The 24,488-nt window shown below is 75.4% G+C and carries 27 protein-coding genes; 12 read left to right on the top strand and 15 right to left on the bottom strand.

What is annotated here, in order from left to right; all coding sequences use genetic code 11:
• Positions 1–656: 656 nt before the first annotated feature.
• A complete protein-coding gene (locus tag AB0H57_RS18845) occupies positions 657–1,055 on the top strand; it encodes a PadR family transcriptional regulator (protein WP_357508050.1) in 399 nt (132 codons plus the stop codon).
• The gene (locus AB0H57_RS18840) at positions 1,030–1,692 is read left to right on the top strand and encodes a hypothetical protein (RefSeq protein ID WP_357508048.1); all 663 of its coding nucleotides are present in this window, start codon (positions 1,030–1,032) and stop codon (positions 1,690–1,692) included. Before AB0H57_RS18845 ends, AB0H57_RS18840 begins: the two co-directional genes overlap by 26 nt.
• Positions 1,693–1,717: 25 nt before the next feature.
• Here the strand turns inward: AB0H57_RS18840 and AB0H57_RS18835 are convergent, their stop codons facing one another.
• A complete protein-coding gene (locus AB0H57_RS18835; RefSeq protein ID WP_357508046.1) occupies positions 1,718–2,200 on the bottom strand; it encodes a DUF1992 domain-containing protein in 483 nt (160 codons plus the stop codon).
• Positions 2,201–2,332: 132 nt separating this feature from the next.
• Here AB0H57_RS18835 and AB0H57_RS18830 point away from each other — a divergent pair, with 132 nt between their 5' ends.
• On the top strand, positions 2,333–2,731 hold the full coding sequence (locus tag AB0H57_RS18830; RefSeq protein WP_357508044.1) for a DUF1232 domain-containing protein: 399 nt from the start codon (positions 2,333–2,335) through the stop codon (positions 2,729–2,731).
• A 20-nt stretch (positions 2,732–2,751) separates the two neighbouring features.
• Here AB0H57_RS18830 and AB0H57_RS18825 read toward each other — a convergent pair whose 3' ends face one another.
• A complete protein-coding gene (locus AB0H57_RS18825) occupies positions 2,752–3,300 on the bottom strand; it encodes a GNAT family N-acetyltransferase (RefSeq protein ID WP_357508042.1) in 549 nt (182 codons plus the stop codon).
• 130 nt (positions 3,301–3,430) lie between these two features.
• On the opposite strand from AB0H57_RS18825, the gene AB0H57_RS18820 reads away from it, so the two are divergent.
• Positions 3,431–4,081: a LysE family translocator gene (locus tag AB0H57_RS18820; RefSeq protein WP_357508040.1), complete on the top strand. Its 651-nt coding sequence runs from the start codon at positions 3,431–3,433 to the stop codon at positions 4,079–4,081.
• A 55-nt stretch (positions 4,082–4,136) separates the two neighbouring features.
• On the opposite strand, the gene AB0H57_RS18815 is transcribed toward AB0H57_RS18820, so the two are convergent.
• The 5 genes from AB0H57_RS18815 to AB0H57_RS18795 form a co-directional block, all read right to left on the bottom strand.
• The gene (locus AB0H57_RS18815; protein WP_357508038.1) at positions 4,137–5,051 is read right to left on the bottom strand and encodes a hypothetical protein; all 915 of its coding nucleotides are present in this window, start codon (positions 5,049–5,051) and stop codon (positions 4,137–4,139) included.
• A 166-nt stretch (positions 5,052–5,217) separates the two neighbouring features.
• The gene (locus AB0H57_RS18810) at positions 5,218–5,727 is read right to left on the bottom strand and encodes an NUDIX domain-containing protein (protein WP_357508036.1); all 510 of its coding nucleotides are present in this window, start codon (positions 5,725–5,727) and stop codon (positions 5,218–5,220) included.
• 9 nt (positions 5,728–5,736) lie between these two features.
• Entirely contained in the window at positions 5,737–6,573 is an 837-nt protein-coding gene (locus AB0H57_RS18805; RefSeq protein WP_357508034.1) for an SDR family NAD(P)-dependent oxidoreductase, read from the bottom strand.
• Positions 6,570–7,907, bottom strand: coding sequence for an NAD(P)-binding domain-containing protein (locus tag AB0H57_RS18800; RefSeq protein WP_357508032.1), 1,338 nt, complete (start codon positions 7,905–7,907; stop codon positions 6,570–6,572). Before AB0H57_RS18800 ends, AB0H57_RS18805 begins: the two co-directional genes overlap by 4 nt.
• Before the next feature lie 62 nt (positions 7,908–7,969).
• Entirely contained in the window at positions 7,970–8,620 is a 651-nt protein-coding gene (locus AB0H57_RS18795) for a helix-turn-helix domain-containing protein (RefSeq protein WP_357508030.1), read from the bottom strand.
• Between the two features lie 71 nt (positions 8,621–8,691).
• Here AB0H57_RS18795 and AB0H57_RS18790 point away from each other — a divergent pair, with 71 nt between their 5' ends.
• Together AB0H57_RS18790 and AB0H57_RS18785 are read left to right on the top strand one after the other, a co-directional pair.
• Positions 8,692–10,056: an MFS transporter gene (locus AB0H57_RS18790; RefSeq protein ID WP_357508028.1), complete on the top strand. Its 1,365-nt coding sequence runs from the start codon at positions 8,692–8,694 to the stop codon at positions 10,054–10,056.
• Between the two features lie 12 nt (positions 10,057–10,068).
• Positions 10,069–11,190 (top strand): hypothetical protein, encoded by a 1,122-nt coding sequence (locus tag AB0H57_RS18785; protein ID WP_357508026.1) that lies wholly within the window; start codon positions 10,069–10,071, stop codon positions 11,188–11,190.
• Positions 11,191–11,218: 28 nt separating this feature from the next.
• Here AB0H57_RS18785 and AB0H57_RS18780 read toward each other — a convergent pair whose 3' ends face one another.
• Positions 11,219–12,700, bottom strand: coding sequence for a peptide MFS transporter (locus AB0H57_RS18780; RefSeq protein WP_357508024.1), 1,482 nt, complete (start codon positions 12,698–12,700; stop codon positions 11,219–11,221).
• 225 nt (positions 12,701–12,925) lie between these two features.
• On the opposite strand from AB0H57_RS18780, the gene AB0H57_RS18775 reads away from it, so the two are divergent.
• Complete coding sequence (locus AB0H57_RS18775; RefSeq protein WP_007070998.1) at positions 12,926–13,267, top strand: RNA polymerase-binding protein RbpA; 342 nt, start codon at positions 12,926–12,928, stop codon at positions 13,265–13,267.
• A gap of 64 nt (positions 13,268–13,331) precedes the next feature.
• On the opposite strand, the gene AB0H57_RS18770 is transcribed toward AB0H57_RS18775, so the two are convergent.
• The 5 genes from AB0H57_RS18770 to AB0H57_RS18750 all read right to left on the bottom strand — a co-directional run bounded on the left by AB0H57_RS18770 (position 13,332) and on the right by AB0H57_RS18750 (position 18,135).
• Complete coding sequence (locus AB0H57_RS18770) at positions 13,332–13,850, bottom strand: FxsA family protein (protein ID WP_357508022.1); 519 nt, start codon at positions 13,848–13,850, stop codon at positions 13,332–13,334.
• A gap of 50 nt (positions 13,851–13,900) precedes the next feature.
• Positions 13,901–14,704 carry a polyprenol monophosphomannose synthase gene (locus tag AB0H57_RS18765; RefSeq protein ID WP_357508020.1) on the bottom strand — a complete coding sequence of 268 codons (804 nt, stop codon included), beginning with the start codon at positions 14,702–14,704 and terminating at the stop codon, positions 13,901–13,903.
• A 68-nt stretch (positions 14,705–14,772) separates the two neighbouring features.
• A complete protein-coding gene (gene lnt / locus AB0H57_RS18760) occupies positions 14,773–16,305 on the bottom strand; it encodes an apolipoprotein N-acyltransferase (protein ID WP_357508056.1) in 1,533 nt (510 codons plus the stop codon).
• 142 nt (positions 16,306–16,447) lie between these two features.
• Positions 16,448–17,131: an ABC transporter ATP-binding protein gene (locus tag AB0H57_RS18755; RefSeq protein WP_357508018.1), complete on the bottom strand. Its 684-nt coding sequence runs from the start codon at positions 17,129–17,131 to the stop codon at positions 16,448–16,450.
• The gene (locus AB0H57_RS18750) at positions 17,128–18,135 is read right to left on the bottom strand and encodes an FtsX-like permease family protein (protein ID WP_357508016.1); all 1,008 of its coding nucleotides are present in this window, start codon (positions 18,133–18,135) and stop codon (positions 17,128–17,130) included. Before AB0H57_RS18750 ends, AB0H57_RS18755 begins: the two co-directional genes overlap by 4 nt.
• A 216-nt stretch (positions 18,136–18,351) precedes the next feature.
• Between AB0H57_RS18750 and AB0H57_RS18745 the strand changes: the two genes are divergently transcribed.
• Together AB0H57_RS18745 and AB0H57_RS18740 are read left to right on the top strand one after the other, a co-directional pair.
• The gene (locus AB0H57_RS18745; RefSeq protein WP_357508014.1) at positions 18,352–19,545 is read left to right on the top strand and encodes a sensor histidine kinase; all 1,194 of its coding nucleotides are present in this window, start codon (positions 18,352–18,354) and stop codon (positions 19,543–19,545) included.
• Positions 19,542–20,177, top strand: coding sequence for a response regulator transcription factor (locus tag AB0H57_RS18740; RefSeq protein ID WP_357508012.1), 636 nt, complete (start codon positions 19,542–19,544; stop codon positions 20,175–20,177). Before AB0H57_RS18745 ends, AB0H57_RS18740 begins: the two co-directional genes overlap by 4 nt.
• 6 nt (positions 20,178–20,183) lie before the next feature.
• Here the strand turns inward: AB0H57_RS18740 and AB0H57_RS18735 are convergent, their stop codons facing one another.
• On the bottom strand, positions 20,184–21,755 hold the full coding sequence (locus tag AB0H57_RS18735; protein ID WP_357508010.1) for an FAD-dependent oxidoreductase: 1,572 nt from the start codon (positions 21,753–21,755) through the stop codon (positions 20,184–20,186).
• Positions 21,756–21,828: 73 nt separating this feature from the next.
• Between AB0H57_RS18735 and AB0H57_RS18730 the strand changes: the two genes are divergently transcribed.
• Positions 21,829–22,410, top strand: a complete 582-nt coding sequence (locus AB0H57_RS18730; protein WP_357508008.1) for a helix-turn-helix domain-containing protein — start codon at positions 21,829–21,831, stop codon at positions 22,408–22,410.
• A gap of 2 nt (positions 22,411–22,412) precedes the next feature.
• Here AB0H57_RS18730 and AB0H57_RS18725 read toward each other — a convergent pair whose 3' ends face one another.
• The gene (locus tag AB0H57_RS18725; protein ID WP_357508006.1) at positions 22,413–23,060 is read right to left on the bottom strand and encodes a winged helix-turn-helix transcriptional regulator; all 648 of its coding nucleotides are present in this window, start codon (positions 23,058–23,060) and stop codon (positions 22,413–22,415) included.
• 77 nt (positions 23,061–23,137) lie between these two features.
• On the opposite strand from AB0H57_RS18725, the gene AB0H57_RS18720 reads away from it, so the two are divergent.
• Positions 23,138–23,644 carry a pyridoxamine 5'-phosphate oxidase family protein gene (locus AB0H57_RS18720; protein ID WP_357508004.1) on the top strand — a complete coding sequence of 169 codons (507 nt, stop codon included), beginning with the start codon at positions 23,138–23,140 and terminating at the stop codon, positions 23,642–23,644.
• Positions 23,641–24,324 (top strand): alpha/beta fold hydrolase, encoded by a 684-nt coding sequence (locus AB0H57_RS18715; RefSeq protein ID WP_357508002.1) that lies wholly within the window; start codon positions 23,641–23,643, stop codon positions 24,322–24,324. The genes AB0H57_RS18720 and AB0H57_RS18715 overlap by 4 nt, the downstream gene beginning before the upstream one ends.
• Positions 24,325–24,488: the final 164 nt, after the last annotated feature.

Here is a 24,488-nt window from a genome sequence, read left to right as displayed (position 1 = left end):
ACGAAGCGTCACCGGATGAACACCCAAACGCTTCGCCGCCCTGGCCAGCCGAAGAAGTTCCACCCAACCAGCGTATGTCCACTAGGGATTACTAATCAAATCGCTGAGCCTGGTCCGACGAAGGACCCAGGGCAGCACGATATGAGGTGGTGAAGACATGATCTCTCGAGACCTGATCTCTCTGGACCTGACACGAGGCCGATGAGCGCGACCTCAGACGCTGCGTGCCGGACGGCCATGGGCAGCCCGGCACAGCCGACGGGACCGTCGGCTGTCGATGAGCGGAAGAAGGTGTCAGGTCTAGAGAGCAGGCGGGGTCACGTGGTTTGTCCTCTGTCCTCACGGTGACGGGCTGCCGGCAACCTACGGGAACGCGAACGGAGGGCTCAACGGGTTTCCGGCACGTCGCCAGCGCTACCGGATGCGCTGAGCAGCGACACCCACCGAGGTGGACGCCGGCGGCAACGGGGTTCGCTCGCCGTCGACAGGGTGACCGGGTGGAAGGGGACGAACGCCAGCTGCCAGGACAGGGCCCGCACCACACCGCGCGAGCGAATCGGGCGGCCGGGGCGCTCGCAGCGGCGGGATGTGATCGTCCGCCTCAGGTCCGGTCCTGCTACTAGACGGCGCATAATACCGGCCGTATTATGTGACGCATGATAGTGGCCGGTGGTTCGGACGACGGGGGCGAGCGGCAGGCCCAACTGCTGCGCGGCTGCCTGGACATGTGCCTGTTGGCGCTGCTCGCCGTCGAGCCGGCGCACGGCTACGAGCTCGTGCGCCGGCTCGACGGCGCCGGCTTCGGCGCGGTCAGCTACGGCACCGTCTATCCGCTGATCACCCGGCTGCACCGCTCCGGGCTCGTGGCCAACGCGCTGCAGCCCAGTCCCAGCGGCCCGCCCCGCAAGGTCTACCGCCTCACCGACGCCGGCCAGGCACGGCTGCACGCCTGGCGCGAACAGTGGACCCAGTTCGCCGGCGTCGTGAACGCGACCCTCGCCACCCGTCCACCGAACCCAGGAGACGACCATGAGCACGTCGACGTCGGCCGTTGACGGCCTCCTCGCCGCCGCAGACCGGGAGTGGCGCGCTCTCGGCATCCACCGCCGCGACCGCGAGGGTCTCGCCGCCGACCTGCGCGCCGAACTCGACGCCGCCGCCGACGACGGGCTCGATCCGACCGAACTCCTCGGCGGCGATCCGGCCGAGTTCGCCCAGCGGATCGCCGAGGAGGCCGGCGTCGACCGGATCCCGCCCCGGTACGGCCAGGTGCTCGGCGTCGCCACGGCAGGCGCGGTGGTCTCCCTCATCGTGGGCTTCGTCGTGGCCACCGTCCTGCACGAACTGTTCGTGGCGGCGTTCGACCTGCCACGGGAGGCACACGTGCCGGTGTGGCTCGCCGGCGGCGTCTTCTACGGCGGCGTCGCGGCGTTCGTCGTCGCCGGCGTGGTCCTCGCCCTGCGCGTCGCGCTGCGCGGCGTGCCCCGGATCCGGCACACCGCGAACCGGATGGCGCTGCTCCTGCCGCCCGCTCTCGCCGCCGGGACGGCCGCCGCGGTCGGGTTCGCCAGGGCGCTGGACTACCCGCTCACCCCGCTGGCGATCGGCATCGAGGTGGCCCTTGTCCTCGCCGCGTTCCTGGCCGCGGCGGCGCGGGCCCGCCGGTGGTCGGTGACGGCGCCGACCGGCTGAGCAGCCGTCGGGCCCGGTCCCCGCGTTACCGGTCGGCGCGGCGCCACGGCAGCCGCCACCACCGGCGGGGCCGGGCCGGCGGGGTGGGGGCCGCGACGGCGGTCACCGGGGGAACCCCCGCCTGCCGCCGCTGCGCGTGCCAGCGCCGCACCACGGCGTCGACGTTGACCGGGCGGACCACCACCCGGGGCCCCGTCGGGGTACGCAGCCAGTCGACGACCTGCCGGTTCAGGTCCGCGACGAACGCCCGCACCGACTCCTCGGTGGGCAGGTCACGCACCTCGTCGGGGAGCTGCTCGATCTTCCGGCGCAGTTGCAGCGGGGTGGGCAGCAGCAGGTCGGTGGGGAGTTTCTCCCGCTCCAGGAAGCTCTTGATCCACCAGGCCTCGTCGTACGGCTCGTTCCGGCCCGGGATCGGCTTGCCCATGCCGGGCAGGTTGTCGAACTCGCCGCGCTCCTGCGCCGAGCGGATCTGCGCCTCGACGGCGGCCTCCCAGCTGTTGGTCACCCCGTCACCTCCTGCGATCCACCGTATCCGCCCCGGCCCGGCACGGTTCAGCGTCCGCGCGGCGACCGGCATTCCCCGGGCCGGGCACGTCGGGGCGTACATTGCCCGCAGGACCCGACGAGGAGGACGTCGTTGCGCGACTGGTTGATCGGCCTGGCGGTGGCCGTGGCCTGCCTGCTCGCGAGCTGGGCGCTGCTGGTGCTGCTGGCCCGGCGGCTGCCACCGGGCGTGCTGCGTGACCTGGCCGCGTTCATCCCCGACTGTCTGACCGCGGTCCGCCGGCTGCGCAAGGACCCGCGGGTGCCGCGCCGGGCGAAGGTGGCGATCGTGTTCGCCGGGCTCTGGCTGGCCAGCCCGATCGACCTGATCCCCGAGTTCCTGCCGGTGATCGGCCCGCTCGACGACATCGTGGTGGTGGCCCTCGCGCTGCGCTACGCGGGCCGGCAGGTGCCCCGCGAGGTGCTGCTCGCCGCCTGGCCCGGTGAGCCACGACTGCTGCTGCGCCTGCTGGGCGCGGCGCGGGAGGGATAGCCGGGCACGTCCGCCGCGGCTCAGCCGCCCCGGCGGACGTGCCGGTGCCCGTCGCGGGGGAACGGTGGCCGGGCGGGCAGCACCTCCGCGAAGACGTATCCGCTCTTCTCGGCCACCCGGCAGGAGGCCGGGTTGTCGATCTGGTGCAGCAGCTCCAGGCGGGTCAGCCCACCGGCGGCGAAGCGGGCGAAGGCCCAGGCGCTGACCGCGTCGACCGCGCGCGGCGCCACCGCCCGGCCCCGGGCCGGGGCCGCCGTCCAGTAGCCCACCTCCGCGTACGGCCGGCCGGGGATGACCTCCTTGAGGACCACGTTCGCCACCAGCCGTTCCCCGTCGGCGCCCGGCTCCAGCACGGCGAAGCTGAACCGGCGGCCGGCCGCCCAGCCCTGCCGGCTGCGGTGCAGGAACGCCCGGGCCTGCGCGGGCGTGGTCACCGGGTAGGAGGTCCAGCTGCGCAGCACCGGGTCCCGGTACGCGTCCAGCAGCGCGTCCCGGTCGCCGTCGCGCCAGGGTCGCAGCAGCAGCCCGGGCGCGACCGAGGTCGGTGCGGCCCGCAACACGATCGGCACCGGGTCAGTGTCGCCCGTCCCGGCCGCTCCTGGCGACCCCGCATTGCCGGGCGCGCCGACGTGAGCGCCGTCACCGACGACGCGCGCGGCGGGGCGTAGGGTCCGACCCAGGGCGGTACGGGGAGGTCAAATGGTCACGGTCGCGGCGGTGGCGGGGATCGCGCTGGTGGCGTTGGGGCTGGTGCTGACGCCCGGCCCGAACATGGTGTACCTGGTGTCCCGGTCGGTCACCCAGGGCCGGCGGGCGGGGTTGGTGTCGCTGCTCGGGGTGGCCGCCGGTTTCCTGGTCTACCTGGCCGCGGCGACCGCCGGGATCGCCACGGTGTTCGTGCTGGTCCCGCCGCTGTACACGGCGGTGAAGCTGGCCGGGGCGGGGTACCTGCTGTGGCTGGCCTGGCGCACGGTGCGTCCGGGCGGGCAGTCCGCCTTCACCCCGGCGCCGTTGCCGCCGGACCGGCCGCGGCGGCTGTTCACCATGGGCCTCGTGACCAACCTGCTCAACCCGAAGATCGCCATCCTGTACGTGTCGCTGCTGCCGCAGTTCGTCGACCCGGCGCGCGGGCACGTGGCGGCGCAGAGCCTGCTGCTGGGGTTGACCCAGATCGTCGTCGCGCTGACCGTGAACGCGCTGATCGTCCTGTCCGCCGGCTCGGTGTCGGCGTTCCTGACCCGCCGGCCGGCCTGGGCGCGGGTCCAGCGGTACGTGATGGGCAGCGTGCTGGCCGGGCTGGCCGTACGCATCGCGGCCGACCGTTCCCGCGCGGCGGTGGCGGCCGGCTGACCGGCCGCCGCACGCTGGCCGATCGCCGCTGCGGCCCCGATCAACACTGAGTGCGCTAGGACGCGACGTAACCGTCGAACACGTGGACCCCGTCGGAGGTTCCGCTGGAGCTCTGTCGGTTGGTGTTGAAGTACAGCTTGCCGTCGCTGAGCCCCACGCCTTCGATCTCGAACTTGACCGGATACGCCGAGGAGGTGATGCGGAAGGAGAGGTCAGTGGCTGCGGGCGCGGTCCCTGTCGTCGCCGGCGACACGTTCCGGTAGACAAGCACGATGCTGCGGTTCTCCTTGGTCAGCGGGTTGTAGAGGACCTGCCTGTTCTCGTCGTAGAAGAACCCCTGGTTGGTGAAGTCCGCCAGGTCCGGCACCACGGCGCCGTTGACGAGCGCACCCTCGACCTGCAGGGTGAACGCCTTGGTCAGGTCGATGGTCCCGGAGTTCGCGCGCAGCGGCAGGCTGCCGTTGTAGATAGTCCTGCCCTTTTTGAACATGAAGGTGATCGTGCTGCTGGTGACCGAGACCCGGTTGATACCGGACACCGTCAACGGGGCCCCGTCGAAACGCACCTGGTATGACCCGACGAAGTAGTAGGTGGTGCCCTCGTAGCGAAGCTTCACGAGCTGGGCGCCGGTGTCATTCATCGTGACGATGAACATGTGATGCTGTCCATCGATGTCGACGATCGTCATGTCGTTCCCGTGCCCGAGCCAGGTGTTGGTCGTCGTGTTGTTGGTGCCGTTCGTCATCTGCACTCGCGCACCGGTGGTCTTGTGGACACGGTAGATGGCGGAGAGGTCGTTGGCCGTGCGGGCCTTGACCGAATAGAGGTAGGTGGCTCCGGCGGCGAAGCCCTGCACCCCGGTGGCGCCGCTCGTGTCGGGCAAGGTGGCCAGGGTGGTGTAGGTGTTGTAGTAGGCCGCCTGGGCTGGTTGTCCGGACAGGACCAGGATGCCGAGGATGGCCGTGGACACGATGGACAGACGTCTGCCAAATCGCATGTTCGCCCCCGAACTTCGGCGATCTGAGGCCGGATGCCTCGAAGATCGTCGGGTGCAGGCTATGGCGCGGTGGTAGGGCGGTCAAGGCGCGACGAGACTCTCGGATGGGCGTGCGAAAGGGCACATCCCGAACGCCCTGTCAGAGCGCGTCGGGTTGCCGCAGCGCTGGGTGTTTCTCGCCGGGCGCGGCGTGCCAGGTGGGGGCGTCCTCGGCGGCGGTGGTGTCGAGCCGCAGCCGGGACCAGTCGTCCAGGTCGGGCAGGGCGTCCGGGGCGAACCAGCCGACCTCCAGTGACTCGTCGCCGTCGGCGGTCGGGCTGCCACCGACCGGGCGGCAGCGGAACCACACGTTGAGGTACTCGCAGACATCCCCGTTGGGGTAGACGACGGGGTGGGTGGCCACCCCACCGACCCGCTCGATCTCCACCCTGACGCCGGTCTCCTCGAACACCTCGCGCAGCAGGGCGTCGGCCGGCTGCTCCCCCGGGTCGATCGTCCCCGCCGGCACCGACCAGCGGCCGTTGTCACCGCGGCGCACCAGCAGCACCCGCCCGGCGGCGTCCCGGACCACCCCGCTGACCCCGGGCAGCAGGAGCAGGTCGTGCCCGACGTGGGCGCGCAGCGTGGCGACGTACGGGGAGACAGGCATCGACGGATGTTATCCGACCAGGCCACGGTGCCGGCGCACCATGCCCGCCGCCAGCGGGGCGGCGTCGAGGTCACCGGCGGCGATCCGGGCGGCTACGGTACGCCGCACGAGCCGGTCGGCCAGCGCCGGGGCGTGCCGGGCCAGCGCCATCTCCAGCCGTCCCCGCCGGGTGGTGGCCACGTCCCGGGGCGCCCGCCGGGCGGCGGCGGCGCGCAGGGTGGCCGCGACCACGCCGGACACCGGCTCCAGCCGGGACACCCCCTGCAGCGACAGCCCGGCCTCGGCCGTGCTGTCGTGGATCGGCGAGGCGACCATGCTCGGGTAGACGACGCTGACGCCGACGTGGCTGCCGACCTCGTGGCGCAGCGCGTCGGCGTAGGCCACCAGCGCCCGCTTGCTCACCCCGTACGCGGCGGCGAGGGGCAGCGGCAGCAGGGCCATCCGGCTGGCCACGAAGATCACCCGGCCGCGGGCGGGGACCAGGTCGGGCAGGGCCGCTGCGGTGACCCGCCAGGCGCCGAGCAGGTTCACCTCGAGCTGTTGGCGGACCACCTCGTCGGGCGGCAGCTCGGCCGGGGCGGGGCCGCCCACTCCGGCGTTGTTGACCAGCAGGTCCAGCCCGCCGAGCCGGTCCACCGCGGCGCGGACGGCGGGGCCGACCGCGGCGGGGTCGGTCAGGTCGCCGCCGACCACCGGCGCCCCGGCGGCGGTGCCCGGGTGCCGGTCCAGCCCGACGACCCGCGCGCCGGCGGCCAGCAGCGCGGCGCAGAGCTCCCGGCCGAAGGTGCCCCGGGCGCCGGTGACCAGCACCCGCCGGCCGGCCAGGCCGCCCCGTGGCGCGGTCACGGCCGGCCCGCCGGGAAGGTCACGCCCCGCCCCCGGGCGGCCCGCCGGGTGCCGGCGGTCAACTCCCGGGCGAGCTGGGCGAGGTACGCGTCGAAGTCGACCCGCATGGCCGGGCGGCGCTGCCCCCAGCGCGCGGTGGCGGCGCGCCGCTCGGCGCGGATGTCGGCGTGCTGGGCGGCCGGCTCGGGCAGCGCGTACCGGCCGGCGAGGTACGCGGCGACCAGCCGGGCCTGCGCCTCGAACAGGGGGAACGCCGCGCCGGTGGACTGCATCAACCCGATCAGGGCCAACCCGGGCAGGTCGGGGTGGAAGACGTGCCGGTACAGCGGCAGGGCCTCCGGGGTGTCGCCGAGCAGCGCCGGATCGAGAAACGGCAGCTCGACGCGGTATCCGGTGCACCAGACCACCAGGTCGACGTCGTCGCTGCGCCCGTCGGTGAAGGTGACCCGGTGGCCGTCGAAGCCGGCGATGCCGGGGCGGGCCTCGATCTCGCCGTGGGTGAGCCGGGTCAGCAGCCCGTCGGAGAGGGTCGGGTGGTCCTGGAGGAAGCCGTGCGCCGGGGCGGGCAGCCCGTACCGGGTGGGCGGGCCGACGGTGGTGGTGAGCATCCGCTGGCTGATCCGCTGGCGAAGCCGCCAGGGCAGCCGGCGGGCGAGGGCCCCGTTGAGGGTGTCCGACGGCCGGCCGAGCAGGTACTTGGGCACGATCCAGACGCCGCGGCGCAGCGACAGCAGAGTCCGGCTGGCCGCGTACGAGGAGTCGACGGCGATGTCCATCGCGGAGTTGCCACCGCCGACCACCAGCACCCGGCGCCCGGCGAGTTGCTCGGGCCCCCGGTAGGCGTGGCTGTGCAGCTGCTCGGCGGCGCACCGGCCGGGCACGTCGCCCGGCGGTTTCGGCACCCGGTTGTGGCCGGAGGCCACGACCACGGCCGCGACGGTGACCTCGACCGGCCCGTCGGGCCCGGTGGCGCGCACCGTCCACCGGCCGTCGCCGGTCGGGGCGACGTGGTCGACGGTGTGCCGCAGCCGCACCGCCGGGCGCAGCCCGAACCGGTCGGCGTAGTCGGCGAGCCACCCGGCGACCCGGACGTGGTCGGGGTAGTCGGGCCAGTGCGCCGGCATCGGGTGGTCGGCGAACTCGGTGCGCCCCTTGCTGGTGTTCAGGTGCAGCGTCCGGTACGCCGGCGAGCCGGCCGAGCCGTAGACCCACAGCCCGCCGACGGTGTCGCCGGACTCGAAGCAGACCGCGTCGACGCCCGCGTCGCCGAGGGCCTTGCACGCGGCCAGCCCGGCCGCGCCCGCGCCGATCACCGCCGCCGTCGGCCGTTCCACCGTCACCGCTCCCCCGAGTTAATCCAACGCTTGTCGGATAATGGCCGGTGGCGGGCGGCGCGTCAAGGGCCGGCCGGCCCGTACAGCCCGTCGAGCAGGCGGTGCAGGAAGGCCCGGAACTCCCGGCGCTGGCGGGCCGGCGACCCGACGCCGGCGGCGAGCGCCACCACGTGCCCGTGCACCGCCCAGACCAGGCTGCGCACCGTCACGTACGGCGTCGGCTCGACCAGCGCGCCGGCCGCGGCGGCGGCGTCGAGCAGGTCGGCGACCAGCCGGTACAGCGGGGCGGCGTACCGCTCGTCCAGGTCGGCGTGCCGCTGCGGCTCCAGCCAGCGGCGCAGCCACAACGCGGTGGTCTCCGGCCGGTCCTCCAGGAAGTCCACGAACACGTCCACCAAGTCGTGCAGGGCGCCCCGCGCGGCGACCGGCCCGGCGTCGAGGGCGGCGCGGGCCCGCCCGGCCGCCGCTTCCAGGGCCACCCGCTCGGCGGCGAACACCCGGGCGAAGCAGGCGTCGTAGAGCTTCGCCTTCGTACCCGTGTGGTGGGCGACCGTGGCCACGTCGACCCCGGCGGCCGTGGCGACCTCCCGCAGCGAGACGGCGTCGAAGCCGCGGCGGGCGAACAGCGCGGTCGCCGCGGCCAGCACCACCTCCCGGGTGGGTCGGCTCTCGTCGCGGCGGGGCCGGCCGGGGCGCCGTCGGGGCATGGTCATGGCCGCCATTCTGCCCCTACAATCCAGCAACCGTTGGATTGGCGGGCGGCGTGCCCGAAAAGGAGGCGGCGATGACCGGGTCCGACCCACGGCCGCAGACCCTGCCCCGGGGGCCGCTGCTCGGCTTCGCCGCCGGGTCGCTCGGCATGGGCGTCTGGGTGACCGTGCCCGGCCTGCTGCTGCTGTACTTCCTCACCGACGTGCTGGCCGTGACCCCCTGGCTGGCCGGCCTGGCGCTGCTGCTGCCCAAGGTCGCCGACGTGCTGCTGCACCCGTGGATCGGGCACCGCTGCGACGTGGAGCAGTCCCGCCGGGGTGACCGGCGGCGCCTGCTGCTGCTCGGCTGCGCGCTGCCGCTGGCCTTCGCCACGCTGTTCGCGGTGCCGGGCGGGCTCACCGGCGCGGCCGCGGCCGGCTGGGCGGCCGTCGCCTTCGTCGCCGGCAACCTGCTCTTCGCCGCCTACCAGGTCCCGTACCTGGCCACCCCGGCCGACCTGCGGATCGGCTACCACGAGCGGACCCGGCTGATGGCCTTCCGGATGGTGGTGCTGACCCTGGGCATCCTCGCCTCCGGGCTGCTGGCGCCGCTGCTGGCCGGCGGGGACGCGGCCGACCGGGACGGCTACCGGCGGATGGGCGTCCTGCTGGCCGCCGGAATGCTGGTCACCATGCTGGTCGGGGTCGCCGGGATCGGTCGGCTGCGGCGGGCCGCGGCCGCGCCGGCGGCCGGGCACGGCGGCGGTTGGCGGGCCCTCGCCGCGGCCCTGCGCGACCGGCAGTTCCGTCCGCTGGTCGCCGCCTACCTGGCCATGTCCACCACCACCCACCTGGTGCTGGCCGGGGTGCCCTACTACGCCGAGTACGAGCTGGGCCGCCCCGGACTGACCACGGTGCTGGTGGCGGCCTTCGTCGCCCCCGCCCTGCTGGTCACCCCCGGCTGGCTGGCGGTGGCCCGGCGGGTCGGCAAGCAGCGGTCGTTGCTGGCCGCGCAGGGCGCCTTCGCGGCCGGCTCGCTGGTGCTGGCGGTGGGCCGGCCGGCCGGGCTGCCGGTGCTGGTGGCGGCGGTGGCGGTGCTCGGCGTCGCCTTCGCCGGCATGCAACTGCTGCCGTTCGCGATGGTGCCGGACGTGATCCGCGCCGGCAGCGGCGCCGCCGGCACCTACACCGGGGTGTGGACGGCCACCGAGGCCACGGGCGCGGCGCTGGGCCCGTGGGCGTACGCGCTCTGCCTCACCGCCGGCGGTTTCGTCGCCTCCACCGCCGGCCAGAGCGTCGCACAGCCCGACTCGGCGCTGGCCGCCATCCGGTGGGGTTTCGGCCTGCTGCCGGCGGCGACGATGCTGGTGGCGCTGCTGCTGCAACGCCGCTACACGCTGGACGCGACGGCCCGCACCGCCGGCCGGCCGGCCGCCGCCGAGGCCGCGGCCCGGCACTAGACTTCCGCCTCGATGGACGCCGACACCACCCCCGACGCCGAGACCCGACCCTGCGCGCACTGTGGACGGCCGGTGCCGCAGCGGGCCGGCGCGGGCCGGCCGTTCCGCTACTGCCGGGACAACGACGGGGCGTGCCAGCGGGCCTCGCGCAACACCCGGATGCGCCACCGCAACGCGCCGGGCCTGCCCGGCCAGGTGGCCCGCACCTGGGAGGCGGTGGACCGGCTCGACCAGGTCGTGGCGAGCCTGACCGAGGCGCTGCACGCCGAACTGTCCCCGGTCGGGGTGGAGCGGCAGCTCGCCCACCTGCGCGCGGAGGCGGCCGCGCAGGTGGCGCAGGCGCACACCGACCGCGACGAGGCCCGCGGCGACGCCGAGACGGCCACCGCGCAGGCGGCCCGGGCCCGGCAGGAGGCCCGGGACGCGACGGCCGAGCGGGATGCGGCCGTCGAGCGGGCCGACGCGGCCGACGCCCGTGCCGAGCAGGCGCGGCGGCAGGCCGAGCAGGCGGTCGCCGACCGGGACGCGGCCCGCCGCGACGCGGGCGCCGCCGAGGCGTTGCGGGTGCAGGCCGAACGGGACCGCGACGCCGCCCGCCACGAGCTGCGGACGCTGCGCGCCGAGCGGGACGCCGACCGGCAGCGGGCCGCCGACCTGGCCGTGGAACGCGACGCGGCCCGGGCGGACGCCCAGCGGGCCACCGCCGCGGCGGCGGAGGCCGGGGCCCGGGTGGAGCGGACGGTCGAGGAGGCCGGCCGGGCGCGTACCGAGGCCGAGGCCGCCACCCGGCGGGCCCGGCAGGCCGACGCGGCGGCCGAGACGGCGCGGCGCGACGGGGACCTGGCCCGCGACGCCGCGCGGGCGGCCCGGGAGGAGGCCGCCGTGGTGACGGCCCGGGCCCGCGAGGAGGCCGCCGCCGCCGCGGCGCAGCGGGAGGCGCTCGCCGCCGACCTGGCCGAGGCGCGCCGCACCGGCGCCGCCGTGACGGCCCGCCTGGCCGAGCTGGAGGTACGGCTGCGCGCCGCTGAGGCGGACCGGGACGCCGCCGCGCGACGGGCCGGGCAGCTGGCCGATCAGGTCAGCGACCTGGCCGCGGCGTTGGCGCGGCTGTCCGCGCCGGCCCGGACCGACTGACCTCGCGCCCGGTTCCGCCGGGTCGGGTTCAGTGGATGCCGGCCATCAGCCGGCGGATGTGCCGGGCGGCCATCACCGCGGCCAGGCCCAGCACCACCGAGGCCAGCCCGAAGGTGAGGAAGTAGGTCGGCGCGGCCCAGGTCTCGGCGAGCCGGGCCACCTGCCCGCCGATCGCGTCGCCGACGGCGGTGGCCAGGAACCACAGGCCCATCATCTGGCTGGCGTACTTGACCGGGGCCAGCTTGGTGGTGGCGGACAGGCCGACCGGGCTCAACGACAGCTCACCGGCGACCTGCACGGCGTAGACGGCGACCAGCCACCACGGGGAGACCAGGTCCCCGCCGACGGCGAGCTTGGCGGCGGCGGCCATCAGCACGAACGACAGGCCGTTGAGGACCAGGCCGACGGCGAACTTCACCGGGGTGGAGACCCGGTGGCCCAGCTTCAGCCACAGCGCGGCGGCCAGCGGCGCCCCGATGATGATCAGGATCGGGTTGACCGCCTGGAGCCAGGAGGCCGGGAAGGTGAAGCCGAAGACGTCCCGGTCGGTCTTGTCCGCGGCGAAGATGTTCAACACCGAGCCGGCCTGGTCGTAGATCATCCAGAACGCGGCGGCGAAGACGAACAGCCACAGGTACGCCTTCATCCGGCTGCGTTCGGTGCCGCTGATCTCCTGGTCGGCGAGGATCCGCGCGAAGTAGCCGATGGTGATCACCACGGTGGCGGCGGTGAGCAGGTTGACCACGGTGTTGACGGAGAACAGGCCGGCCAGGGCGAGGGCCGCCAGGACGAGCACGAGCACCACCACGCCGATGGCGAGCCGGTTGAGCGCGCGGCGCCGGTCCGCGCCGAGCAGCGGGTCGGCGGGGCGGTCGCCGGTGTCGCCGAGGTTGCGCCGGCCGAGCACGTACTGGATCACGCCGAAGGTCATGCCGATGGCCGCGGCGCCGAAGCCCAGATGCCAGTTGATCTTTTCGCCGAGGAAGCCGCAGACCAGCGGGGCGATGAACCCGCCCAGGTTGATGCCCATGTAGAAGATCGAGAAGCCGGCGTCGCGGCGTGGGGAGTCCCGGTCGTACAGGCCGCCGACCATGGTGGAGATGTTGGGCTTGAGCAGGCCGGTGCCGAGCACGATCAGCGTCATGCCGGCGAAGACGCTCCAGCCGGTGGGGATCGCCATCACGTAGTGGCCGCAGGCGATGACCACGCCGCCCCACAGCACGCTGCGCCGGGCCCCGAGGAGGCGGTCGGCGACCCAGCCGCCGGGCAGCGCCATCAGGTACACCATGGCGTTGTACGTGCCGTACACCGCGTTGGCGGTGGACTCGCGCAGGCCCAGGCCGGCGTCGGCGGCGGACGCGGTGAGATACAGCACCAGGATGGCCCGCATGCCGTAGAAGCTGAACCGCTCCCACATCTCGGTGAGGAACAGCGTGGACAGGGCACGCGGATGGCCGAAGAACGTGCGTCCCCCCGGCGGTCGGCGATCCACCGGCGTGTCACTGGCCATCGTCACCTCCGGTACGCGTGTGGCCGGCTAGCATCCCCGGTAGCAGGCAAAACACTCCACCGTTTCAGCCCGGCCGGGGACGACCCCGCCGGGCGACCGGCGTGGGCGGCTACCCTTGCGGGGGTCCGTCGGCGCGGACACCCGCCGCGTGGCGGGAATGCCCGGGCGGAGACGTGCCGTTGTTACACCGAGAAGACCTGCACCACGGACGAGGGGAAGTCGATCATGGGCGAGCGTATGCTGCGCGGTAGCCGGCTGGGCGCGGTCAGCTACGAATCCGACCGCAACACGGAGCTCGCGCCGCGTCAGACCCGCGAGTACCTGTGCGCGAAGGGCCACCAGTTCGAGGTGCCGTTCGCCGTCGACGCCGAGGTCCCGACGACCTGGGAGTGCAAGTTCGACGGCAGCGTCGCCCGGCTGGTCGACGGCACCGAGCCGGAGCAGAAGAAGGCCAAGCCGCCGCGCACCCACTGGGACATGCTGCTCGAGCGCCGCTCGATCGCCGAGCTGGAGGACATCCTCGCCGAGCGGCTGCAGGAGGTCCGCACCCGCCGCGGTCGCGCCTGACGAACACCGACACCGACGACGAACGCCCCCGGGAGGGACTCCCGGGGGCGTTCGTCGCGTGCGGTCAGGGCCGGCGCTCGACGATCTCGCCTTCGATGGCCCGGCCCGGTTCCGGTGCCGGTTGTCCGGTCTGCGCGGTGTCGGTGGGTTGCGGGGCGCCCTGGCGCACCCGCACCCGGCGTGGGCCGAACAGGTCACCGGCCGCCACCGACGACACCCGCCGCTCGGCCACCCGCCGCACCCCGCCGCGCACCAGTCGCCGCACCGGCGGCACCAGCAACACCAGCCCCACCACGCCGCTGAACAGGCCCGGCACGGCCAGCAGCAGCGCGCCGAGCAGCCCGACCAGGCCGTCGGTGACCCGCTCACCCGGGGGCTGACCGGCCTGCACCGAGTCCCGGAAGCCGCGCCAGGCGCGCATCCCCTCCCGCCGCAGCAGCACCAGACCCAGCAGCGACGCGGCGAACACCAGCAGCACGGCCGAGCCGAACCCGATCGCCCGGCCCACCCCGACGAACACCGCCAGTTCCAGGATCACCGCCAGCAGCAGCGCCACCGGCACGTACCTCAGTCCTCGACGCATGTCACCTCATCTGCCGTACGGCCGTGACGTCAAGCATGACACGTCCGCGCTCACGGCCACCGCGCCCGCGCGTCGCGGGCCCGCCGGTTCCGTACCACGTGCCGCCGGTCCTGCACCGCCCAACCGGTGATCCGCCACAGCGCCTCCGCCACGATCATCGGGCTCATCTTGCTGTCCCCGTGTTCCCGCTCGGCGAAGGTGATCGGCACCTCGACGATCCGCACCCCCGCCCGGTGGGCCAGCCGGGACAGCTCCACCTGGAACGAGTAGCCCTGCGAGCACACCGACGCCAGGTCCAGCGCCGCCAGCGCCGCCGTCCGGTACACCCGGTAGCCGCCGGTGGCGTCGCTGACCGGCACGCCCAGCGCCAGCCGCGCGTACAGGTTGCCGCAGCGGGACAGCAGCAGCCGCCGCAGCGGCCAGTTGACCACCCGGGCGCCGCGGGTCCACCGGGAGCCGATCACCACGTCGGCGTCGCGGGCGGCGGCCAGCAGCGCCGGCAGGTCCTCCGGGGCGTGCGAGCCGTCGGCGTCCATCTCCACCACCGCGTCGTAGCCGCGTTCCCGCGCCCACGCGAATCCGGCCAGGTAGGCCGCGCCCAGCCCCTCCTTGCCCGGCCGGTGCAGCACCCGTACCTGGTCGTCGGTGTCGGCGAGGGCGTCGGCGATGGTCCCGGTGCCGTCGGGGCTGTTGTCGTCGACGACGAGGACCTCCACCGCCGGCGCGGCCTGCCGGACCCGGGCGACGACGTCGGTGACGTTGTCCGCCTCGTTGTAGGTCGGAATGACCACCAGCACCCGGCCCACGCCCGGATGGCCGGGACCCGGCGCCCGCGTGTCGATCGCCCCGCTCACCGCTCCTCCGCATCCGCCGGCCGGCGTGCCGGCCTGGCTCTCGCCCCGCCGGCCGGCGTGCCGGCGGGTCAGGCCCGCGACCGGCGGCGCAGCACCGCCGCGCCCAGCAGGGCCGCGACCGTGAGGCCCGCCAGGGCCACCTCCGGCCACACCCCCACCACCGTGGCCGGGGTACGCCCGTCGCCCAGCCGCAGCTGCCGCACCACCACCGCCGCGGTGTTGAACCCGGTGGCCCCGGATACCCGGCCGTCGGGGTCGACGAACCCGGACACCCCGACCGTGGAGGCCATCAACGCGGCCCGACCGTGCTCGACGGCCCGCAACCGGACCATCGCCAACTGCTGGCGGGCCTCGGCCACGTCGAAGGTGGCGTTGTTGGTCTGCACCACCAGCAGCTGCGCGCCGCCGGTGACGGTGTCCCGCACGATGCCGTCGTAGGCGACCTCGAAACAGATCACGTCGCCGAGCACCGCCGGCCCGGCCCGCAGCACCCCGGGGGTGGCGCCGGGCACGAAGTCCATCCGCACCCGGTCGACCTGCGAGCTGACCATGCGGGCGAGGTCGCGCAGCGGCACGTACTCGGCGAACGGCACCGGGTGCCGCTTGGTGTACAGCTGCTCCAGGTCGGGGCCGGTGCCGGGGCGCCACAGCAGGCCGGCGTTGCGGACCTGCCCGGCGCCGGGCCCCAGCAGCACCGCCCCGACCAGCACCGGCGCGCCGATCGCGTCGGCGGCAGCGGAGATCCGCTCGCCGGCCTCCGGGTTGCGCAGCGGGTCGATGTCGCTGGAGTTCTCCGGCCACACCACCAGGTCGGGGCGGGCTTCGGCGCCGGCGGCGACCCGGGCGGCCAGCGCGAGGGTGGCCTCGACGTGGTTGTTCAGCACGGCCTGCCGCTGGGCGTTGAAGTCCAGCCCGAGCCGGGGCACGTTGCCCTGCACGATCGCCACCGTCACCTGGTCGCCGCCGCCGCGTACGCCGGTGGGCACGGCCAGCCCGGCGCCGAGCACCGCCAGCGCCGCGGCCACGCCCGCCGCCAGCGGCCGCCGGGCCGCCAGCACCGCCGGTCGGGACCAGGGCCGCCAGGCGAGGAAGAGCAGCAGCCCGCCGAGCAGCGCCACCGCGAAGGTGACCAGCGGCGCGCCGCCCAGCGCGGCCAGCGGCAGCAGCGGCGACCCGTCCTGGCCGAACGCCAGCCGGCCCCACGGGAACCCGCCGAACGGGGTGCGGTCGCGCAGCGCCTCCTGCCCGACCCAGAGCAGCCCGGTCAGCACCGGCCAGCCGGCCCGCCACCGGTCGGCCAGCGGCGACACCCAGCCGGTGGCGGCCCCCAGCAACGCCAGGTAGCCCGCCTGCAACAGGGACAACAGCAGCCACGGCAGGTAGCCGGTGTGCAGGTTGGTCCACTCCAGCATCGGCGCGAACAGCGCCACCCCGGTCAGGAAGCCCAGCCCGGCCCCGGCCCGCATCCGCCGGCGGTGCGCGGCGGCGCCGAGCATCGCCACCCCGACCGGCGCCAGCGGCCACACCCCGTACGGGGGGAACGCGGCCAGCAGCACCAGCCCGGCGGCGACCGCCAGCGGCGCGGCCACCCGCAGCGGCAGCGGCCGCGGGGCACCCCCGTCGGGCGGCCCGGACGGGGCGCGGGTCTCTTCCCGGTCGAGCGTCGTCACCGGCACCTCACCACGATCACGGGCCGAAGGCTACCCGGCCGGACCGGCCGGGCGACGGCGACCGGTCCGCCGCTCAGCGGGCCACCGTGGGCGCGCCCAGCCGACCGTCGCGTACCTCCACCACCCGGTCGACGGCGCGCAGGTGGGTACGGTCGTGGGTGACCAGCACGGTGGCGGTGGCGCGCTGGCGGGTGAGCCGGGTGATCAGGTCGACCACGGCGGCGCCGCGTTCGTGGTCGAGAGCGCTGGTGGGCTCGTCGACGAGCAGCACGGTGGGGTCGTTCATCAGGGCCCGGGCGACCGCGACGCGTTGGCGTTGACCGCCGGAGAGCTGGTGCGGGCGGCGGCCGGCCTGCTCGGCGAGGCCGACGGCGTCGAGCAGTTCCATCGCCCGCGGGCGGGCCCGGGCCGGGGACCGCCCGTCGAGGTGGGCCATCACCTGGAGTTGCTCGACGGCGGTGAGGGCGGCCAGCAGGTTCGGCTGCTGGAACACGATGCCGATCTTGCGGCGTCGCAGGTCGGTACGGGCGGCGCGGGTCAGCCCGCCGGTCGGGGTGCCGTCGACCGTCACGGTACCGGAGTCGGGGGTGACCAGGGTGGCGGCTACAGCCAGCAGGCTGGACTTGCCGGACCCGGAGGGGCCGACCACGGCGGTGAGGCTGCCGGTGGGCACGTCGAGGCTGACGTGGTCGAGGGCGGTCAGTCGGCCCGCCCCGTCCGGGTAGCTGAGGGTGACGTCGGACAGGCGCAGGCTCATCGGGCGCTCCCCAGGGCGGTCAGCGGGTCGACGGAGGTGATGCGGCGCACGGACAGGGCGGCCCCGACCGCGCCGAGGACGATCGTCACGGCGGCGGGAACCAGGACCGTGGTGGCGGTGAGCTGGAACGGCACGGCGGAGGAGACCAGGGCGCCCAGCCCGGCGGCGACGGCGGCACCCGTGGCGGTGCCGGCGACGAGCAGGGCGACGGCCTGCCCGAGCGCGTCGCGCAGCAGGTAGCCGGTGCTGGCGCCGAGCGCCTTGAGGACGGCGATGTCGGCGCCGCGCTGGATGGTCCACACGCTGAAGAAGGCCCCGACGACCAGCGCGGCGATGGCGAACAGGAAACCGCGCATCAGTTGCAGGGAACCGTTCTCCGAGCGGTAGGAGCCGATGGCGGACAGCGAGTCACCGGTGGCGACCGTACGGGTGCCGGCGGCGGCGTCCACGGCCCCGACGTCGACGGCGGAGGTGGTGGTCAGGGCGATGACGGTGGCGGTCCGGGGCCCGACGGCCGGCCAGGTGTCCAGCGCGGTCCAGACCACCGGAAGGTGGCTGTAGGAGGCGTCCCCGGTGACGGCGGCCACCCGCAGCGCCCGTCCGGCCACGGTGACACTCTCCCCGGCCCGTACCCTCAGCTCGTCGGCGGCCGGCCGGGACAGCACCAGCGTGCCCTCGTCGACGGCCGCCGGCGCCAGGGTGGATCCGGGCGGTACGCCGAAGGCGCTCACCGTGACGGCACGGCCGCCGGCGGTGGCCCGGGTGGTGGTGACGCCCAACGGCTCGGCACGGCGCACGCCGGGGGCCTGCGCCCACTGCCGCCACTGCCGCTCGGTGACCGTGGAGTCGGCGTACGACAGGTCGTGGCCGGCGGCGGGCGCGGCGAAGGCGATCCGGTCGGCGGGCAGCCCGGTGATCGCGGAGACGTTCTCCCGGGCCAGCCCGGCGGTGAGCCCGGACAATAGCCCGACCAGGGCACTGATGAGCGCGACGACGCTCGCCATCAGGGCGAATCGCCCTCGGGCGAAGGTCAGGTCTGCGCGTGCAAGGAACACGACGAGCGGCCCTTTCGACGGTGGAGGCGGATGTCTCCACCGTCCCCGCCGACGCCGCGACGGGCATCTGACCGCGGAGGGAACTTCCCCGGCCGAACGACGGTGGCGGCGTTGCATCCTTCGACAGAGGGCACCGGCCGCGACGACGCCTAGGCTGGAAGGACCGTGAACACCTCCGCCACCACCTTCCGCGCGCTGACCTGGTGCCTGCATCTTTTGGTCGCCGGCCTGCTCGCGCTGGTCGCCGCCCGGGCGGTGGTCGACGCCGCGCCGCACGCCGCCGGGGTGGTCGCCGTGGCGGCACTGCTAGGGCTGACGTACGGGGCGGGTGGCCTGCTACGCCGCGGCGGGGCCGGCCGGCGGGCCGTACTGGGATGGTTGGCGGCGGTGGCGGCGCTGTGGCTGCTGCTGCTGGTCCTCTCCGCCGACGCGGTGTGGCTGGCGTTCCCGCTGTACTTCCTGGGCCTGCATCTGCTGGCCCGCCGGGCGGCCCTGCTGGCGGTGGCGGCGACCGCGGTCGCCGCGGTGCTGGCCTTCGCCGCGCACCGCGGCTCGTTCTCCCCCGCGGTGGTGGTGGGGCCGGCGCTGGGCGCGCTGGTCGCGGTGGCGGTGGCGCGGGGTTACCAGGTCCTGTACCGGGAGAGCGAGCGGCGGCGCCGGTTGATCGAGGAGCTCACCGCGACTCGCGCGGACCTGGCCGCGGAGCAGCACCGCGCCGGTGTGCTGGCCGAACGGGAACGGCTGGCGCGGGAGATCCACGACACGCTCGCCCAGGGGCTGTCCAGCATCCAGTTGCTGCTGCGAGCGGCCGGGCGTGACCTGCCCGACGGCCGGGCCGCCGGCTACGTGGAGCAGGCGCGCCAGGCCGCGGCGGACAACCTGGCCGAGGCCCGGCGGTTCGTCACCGCGCTCACCCCGCCGCCGCTGGAGGGGACCTCGCTGGCGGACGCCCTGGAACGGCTCTGCGCCACCACCGCCGCCCGGCACCGGCTCGACGCCCGGTTCCGGGTCACCGGGGACCCGGTGGCGCTGTCGACCCCGTACGAGGTGGCGCTGCTGCGGGTCGCCCAGTCCGCGCTGGCCAACACGGTGCAGCACGGGCACGCCGGCACCGCGCGGGTGACCCTCGACTACGGCGACGCCGCGGTCGCCGTGGTGGTCGCCGACGACGGCGCCGGCTTCGACCCGCGGCGGTCGCCGGCTGGTACGACGGGCGGGTTCGGACTGGCCGGGATGCGGGCCCGGGTGGGGGCCCTGGGCGGCACCCTCAGCGTCGTGTCCGCCCCGGGGCGGGGCACCACGCTGACCGCCCGGCTGCCCGTGGACGGCCCGGACGCCGACGCGGGGGCGGGGTCGTGACGCCGGCGCCGATCCGGCTGCTGCTGGCCGACGACCACCCGGTGGTGCGGGCCGGGCTGCGCGCGGTGCTGGAGTCCGAGCCGGACCTGCTGGTGGTGGCCGAGGCCGCCACCGGCGAGCAGGCCGTGGCCCGCGCCGCCGAGGGCGACATCGACGTGGTGCTGATGGACCTGCGCTTCGGCCGCGGGATGACCGGCGCGCAGGCCACCGCGGCGATCGCCGCCGGCGCGGGGACCGCCCGGGTGTTGATCGTCACCACCTACGACTCCGACGCCGACACGTTGCCGGCCATCGAGGCCGGCGCGACCGGCTACCTGCTCAAGGACGCCCCGCCCGAGGAACTGGCCGCCGCCGTGCGCGCGGCGGCGGCCGGGCGTACGGTGCTGGCGCCCATGGTCGCGGACCGGCTGATGCACCGGCTGCGCTCCCCCGCCACCGCGCTGACCCACCGCGAGATCGAGGTCCTCGCCCTGGTCGCCGAGGGCCTGTCGAACCGGGCCGTCGGCGGCCGGCTGCGGCTCACCGAGGGCACCGTGAAGTCCCACCTGGCACGGATCTTCACCAAGCTGGGCGTGGACTCGCGGACCGGCGCGGTGGCGGCGGCGACCCGGCTCGGCCTGATCCGCCGCTGACGGCGTTCAGCGGCGCCGGGCCACCAGCACGGCATCGCGTACGGTGACCGGCCGCCCGTCGTGGTCGGTGACCTCGCGGGGACGGTCCTGCGCGGTCACCTCCCACCCGCCAGGGTCGAGGATCCCCGCCACCTGCGCGGCGGTGAACATCAACTCGGGCAGGTGCGGGCGGCGCACGGTGGTGCGCAGGTCCGCCGGGTGGTGCCCGACGATCAGCAGGGTGCCGCCGGGGGCGACGGCGTCGGCCAGCCGCGCCCACAACTGGCGTTGCTGCTCGGCGGGCAGGTGCACGTACTGGGCGGTGACCAGGTCGTAGCCGGCGCCGGGCAGCGGATCGTGCCGCAGGTCGGCCTGGCGGAAGGTGGTGCGGTCGGCGACCCCGGCCTCGGCGGCGTGCGCGGCGGCCCGCCGCACGGCGACCTCGGCGAGGTCGACGGCGGTGACCTGCCAGCCGCGCCCAGCCAGCCAGACGGCGTCGGCGCCCTCGCCGCAGCCCACGTCGAGGGCCCGGCCGGGGGTGAGGTCGGCCGCCTCGGCGACCAGCTGCGGGTTGGGCCGGCCGCTCCACACGTGGGGCCGGGACCGGTAGCGCTCCTCCCAGCTGTCCCGCTCGTGCATGGTGGCGCGCAGCTGCCGGTGCGCCTGCACGGCGTCGCGGGTGTCGGCGGCGATCAGGTCGGCGTTGACGGCGGCGCCGGCGGTGAGCCCGGCCGCCGCGGCGACGGCCACCTGGGCGCGTACGTCGGCGACGTTGCCGGCCACCCACACCCCGGGCACGTCGGTGGCGCCGTCGGGGCCGGCCGGGATCCGGGTGCCGACGACGTGTCCGCCCATCTCCACCTCGACCGGGTGCAGGCCGAGGGAGGACAGCACCCCGGCGCGGGCGACCAGCCGGGTGGCGACGGCGAGGGCGTCGAGGGCGATGACGTCCCCGTCGGCGAGCCGCACCCCGGTGAGGGCGCCGTCGTGGGTCCGCAGGCCGGTGACCGGGCCGTCGACGACGGCGATGCCGCGGGCGGCGAGCTGCTCGGCCTGCTCGGCGTCGGGGGCGGGCGCGCCGTGCCGCAGCAGGATCACGTGCGGGCTCCACTGCCGCCACAGCTGCGCCTGGTGCACCCCGAGCGGGCCGGTGGCCAGCACCCCGATGCGCTGGTCGCGGACCTCCCAGCCGTGGCAGTACGGGCAGTGCAGCACGTCGCGTCCCCAGCGGTCCGCCAGGCCGGGCACGTCGGGCAGCTCGTCGACCAGTCCGGTGGTGACCAGCAGCCGGCGGGCGGACACCCCGCGCCCGTCGTCCAGCCGTACCCGGAATTCGTCGCCGTCGCGGGTGGCGTCGGTGGCGGTGGCGGTGATCAGCGTCGCGCCGTAGCGGGCGGCCTCGGCCCGGCCGGCGGCGAGCAGCTGCGCCGGGGGTGTGCCGTCGTGCCCGAGGTGGTGGTGCACCCCGGCGGCGGGGGCGTTGCGGGGCGCTGCGGCGTCCACCACGAGCACGCTGCGCCGGGCCCGGGCCAGGGCCATCGCCCCGGCCAGCCCGGCCGGGCCACCACCGATCACCACCACGTCGTACCGTTCGTCCATGTCGTCCTCCGTTGTCGTCGTCGCCGCCCACGGTGCGCCCGACCCGACCCACCCGGCAAGTACTGTTGCCGGTATGGCAAACGAGGAGGCGGTGGTGCTGGCGGCGGTCGGGCCGCGGTTGCGGGCGCTGCGCCGCCGCCGCGGCACCACCCTGGCCCAACTGTCGGCAGAGACGGGCATCTCGGTGAGCACCCTGTCGCGGCTGGAGTCCGGTGGCCGCCGCCCCACCCTGGAGCTGCTGCTGCCGCTGGCCCGCGCCCACCAGGTGCCGCTGGACGATCTGGTCGGCGCCCCACCGGTCGGCGACCCGCGGGTGCGGGCCCGGCCGATCGTGCGGCACGGGGTGACGTACCTGCCGCTGACCCGCCGGCCCGGCGGGGTGCGCGCCTTCAAGCAGGTGTTCCCGCCGCACACCCCGGCCGAGGTGACCCCGCAGACCCACGAGGGCCACGAATGGCTGTACGTGCTGTCGGGGCGGATCCGGCTGCTGCTGGGCGAGCACGACCTGCTGCTGACCGAGGGCGAGGTCGCCGAGTTCGACACCCGGGTGCCGCACGCCATCGCCAACCCGGATTCCCGGCCGGCGGAGGTGCTGAGCCTGTTCGGGCCGCAGGGCGAGCGGCTGCACGTGCGGGCCCGGCCGGCCGCGGGTTGACCTCAGGCCGGTGTGGGGCCGGGGAAACAGGCCAGGAACCGGGCGGCGACGCCGCGGTCACCGCTGAGATCGAGGTCGCCGGCGGCGACGGCGTCGTCGACCGGCCGGCCGCCGAAGAGCACCGCGAGCAGCGTCGGCACGTCGGCGCGTACGCCGGCGGTGGGCCGGGCGGCGGTGCCGCGGGTGATGCGCACGCCCTCCGCCGGGTCGACCTCGACGTCGAACCGGTCGGTGGCCACCCGCAGGTCGACGCGGGCGCGCAGGCCGCCGGCGCGGCGCGCGTCGTAGGTGGTGCGCAGCGCGAGCATCAGCGCGTCCACGCTCAGCTGGCCGGTCGGCGGCAACGGTTGGCGGCTGCCCCAGGTGCCCAGCGCCAGCAGGGTGTCCTCCAGGTCCCGCCCGCGCGGGGTGAGTTCGTACACCCGGGCGCCGGCCGGCGGGCCGAGCAGCCGGCGGGTCACCACGCCGGCCTGCTCCAATTCCCGCAGGCGCTGGGAGAGCACGTTCTGGCTGAGGGTGGGCAGGGCGCGGCTGAGGTCGGAGAAGCGTTTCGGGCCGAGCAGCAACTCCCGCACGATCAGCAGCGCCCACCGTTCGCCGACGGCGGACAACGCCCGGGCCACGCCGCAGAAGTCGCCGTAGGAACGCACCGGCCCAGTCTAGCGAAGCCGCTTGCTCACCCGAAGTAGTTGCTCCTAATGTAGGAGCAACCGTTGAGGGGAGCACCATGACCATGACCACCGCCCTGCCGCAGGGCGACGTACGTCTGCTCGACACCGAGGTGGCACGCGAGCTGCTCGGGGGCACCGAACTGGCCCGCGTCGCCTACGTCGCACCCGACGGCACCCCCCGGGTACTGCCGGTCATGTTCCACTGGACCGGCGACGAGCTGGTGTTCTGCACCTTCGCCGGCGCCGCGAAAATCAAGCATCTGCGGGCGCGGCCCGACGTCGCCGTCACCATCGACACCGCCGGGATGCCGCCGAAGGTGCTCCTGCTGCGCGGCCCGGTGACCGTCGACGACGTCGACGGCGCCGCCCCCGAGTACCTCGCCGCCCACCGCCGCTACGGCGGACCGGAACACGCCGAGACCGTCCGGGCCGAACTCGACGGCCCCGGCCTGGTGATGGCCCGCATCGGCCTGCGACCGACCTGGGTGGGCGTGCTGGACTTCGTCACCCGGTTCCCCGGCGGCGGCACCGCCGACGACTTCGCCCGCCGGGGGCGGCGGTGACCTACGTGCTGGTGCCCGGCGCCGGCGGCACCGGCGAGGAGTGGCAACTGCTGGCCGGTGAGCTGCGCCGGCGGGGCCGGCAGGCCGTGCCGGTGGTGCTGCCGGGCGCCGACGAACACGCCGCCCTGCCGCGGTACACCGACCTCGTCCGCGCCGCCGTCGACGCACACCCCGACGTGACGCTCGTGGCCCAGTCGCTCGGCGCGTTCACCGCCGCCCTGGTCGCCGACCATCCGGCGGTGCGGCTGCTGGTGCTGGTCAACCCGATGATCCCCGCCCCCGGCGAGACGGCCGGCGACTGGTGGCAGGCCACCGGCCACGCCGAGGCCCACGCCGCCCACGCCACCGCCCAGGGCCGCGACCCGCACGCCGACCTGGACCTGGCGGTGGAGTTCTTCCACGACGTGCCCGACGAACTGGCCGCGCGGCTGCTCGCCACCGACGCCCCGGAGTCCGCGGCGGTGTTCACCTGCCCGAACCCGCTGCGCCGCTGGCCGGACGTGCCGACCCGGGTGGTGTCCGGCCGCGACGACCGGTTCTTCCCGCTGGCGTTCCAGCAGCGGCTGGCCCGGGAACGCCTGGGCGTGGAACCCGACGTGCTGCCCGGCGGGCATCTGCTGCCACTGAGCCAGCCGGTGCTGCTCGCCGACCGGCTGGAGGCGTACCGGGCCGGGCGGTGACCGGCCCGCCGCCAGCGCTCGCTGATCCCAGAGCAACGCGGAGCGACGAAATCGGGGCGCGGCTTGCGCCGCGCCCCGATGCTCCCAGGCCCTCCCCGGCCGGTGGGGCGAAGATGCGGCACGCCGACCTTCGGACCGACCGGACGGCGACTGGCTGCCCCCGC

The organism is Micromonospora sp. NPDC050686, from assembly GCF_040654475.1.
Classification (GTDB): Bacteria; Actinomycetota; Actinomycetes; order Mycobacteriales; family Micromonosporaceae; genus Micromonospora.
This window is presented reverse-complemented; position numbering and strand designations above follow the sequence as displayed.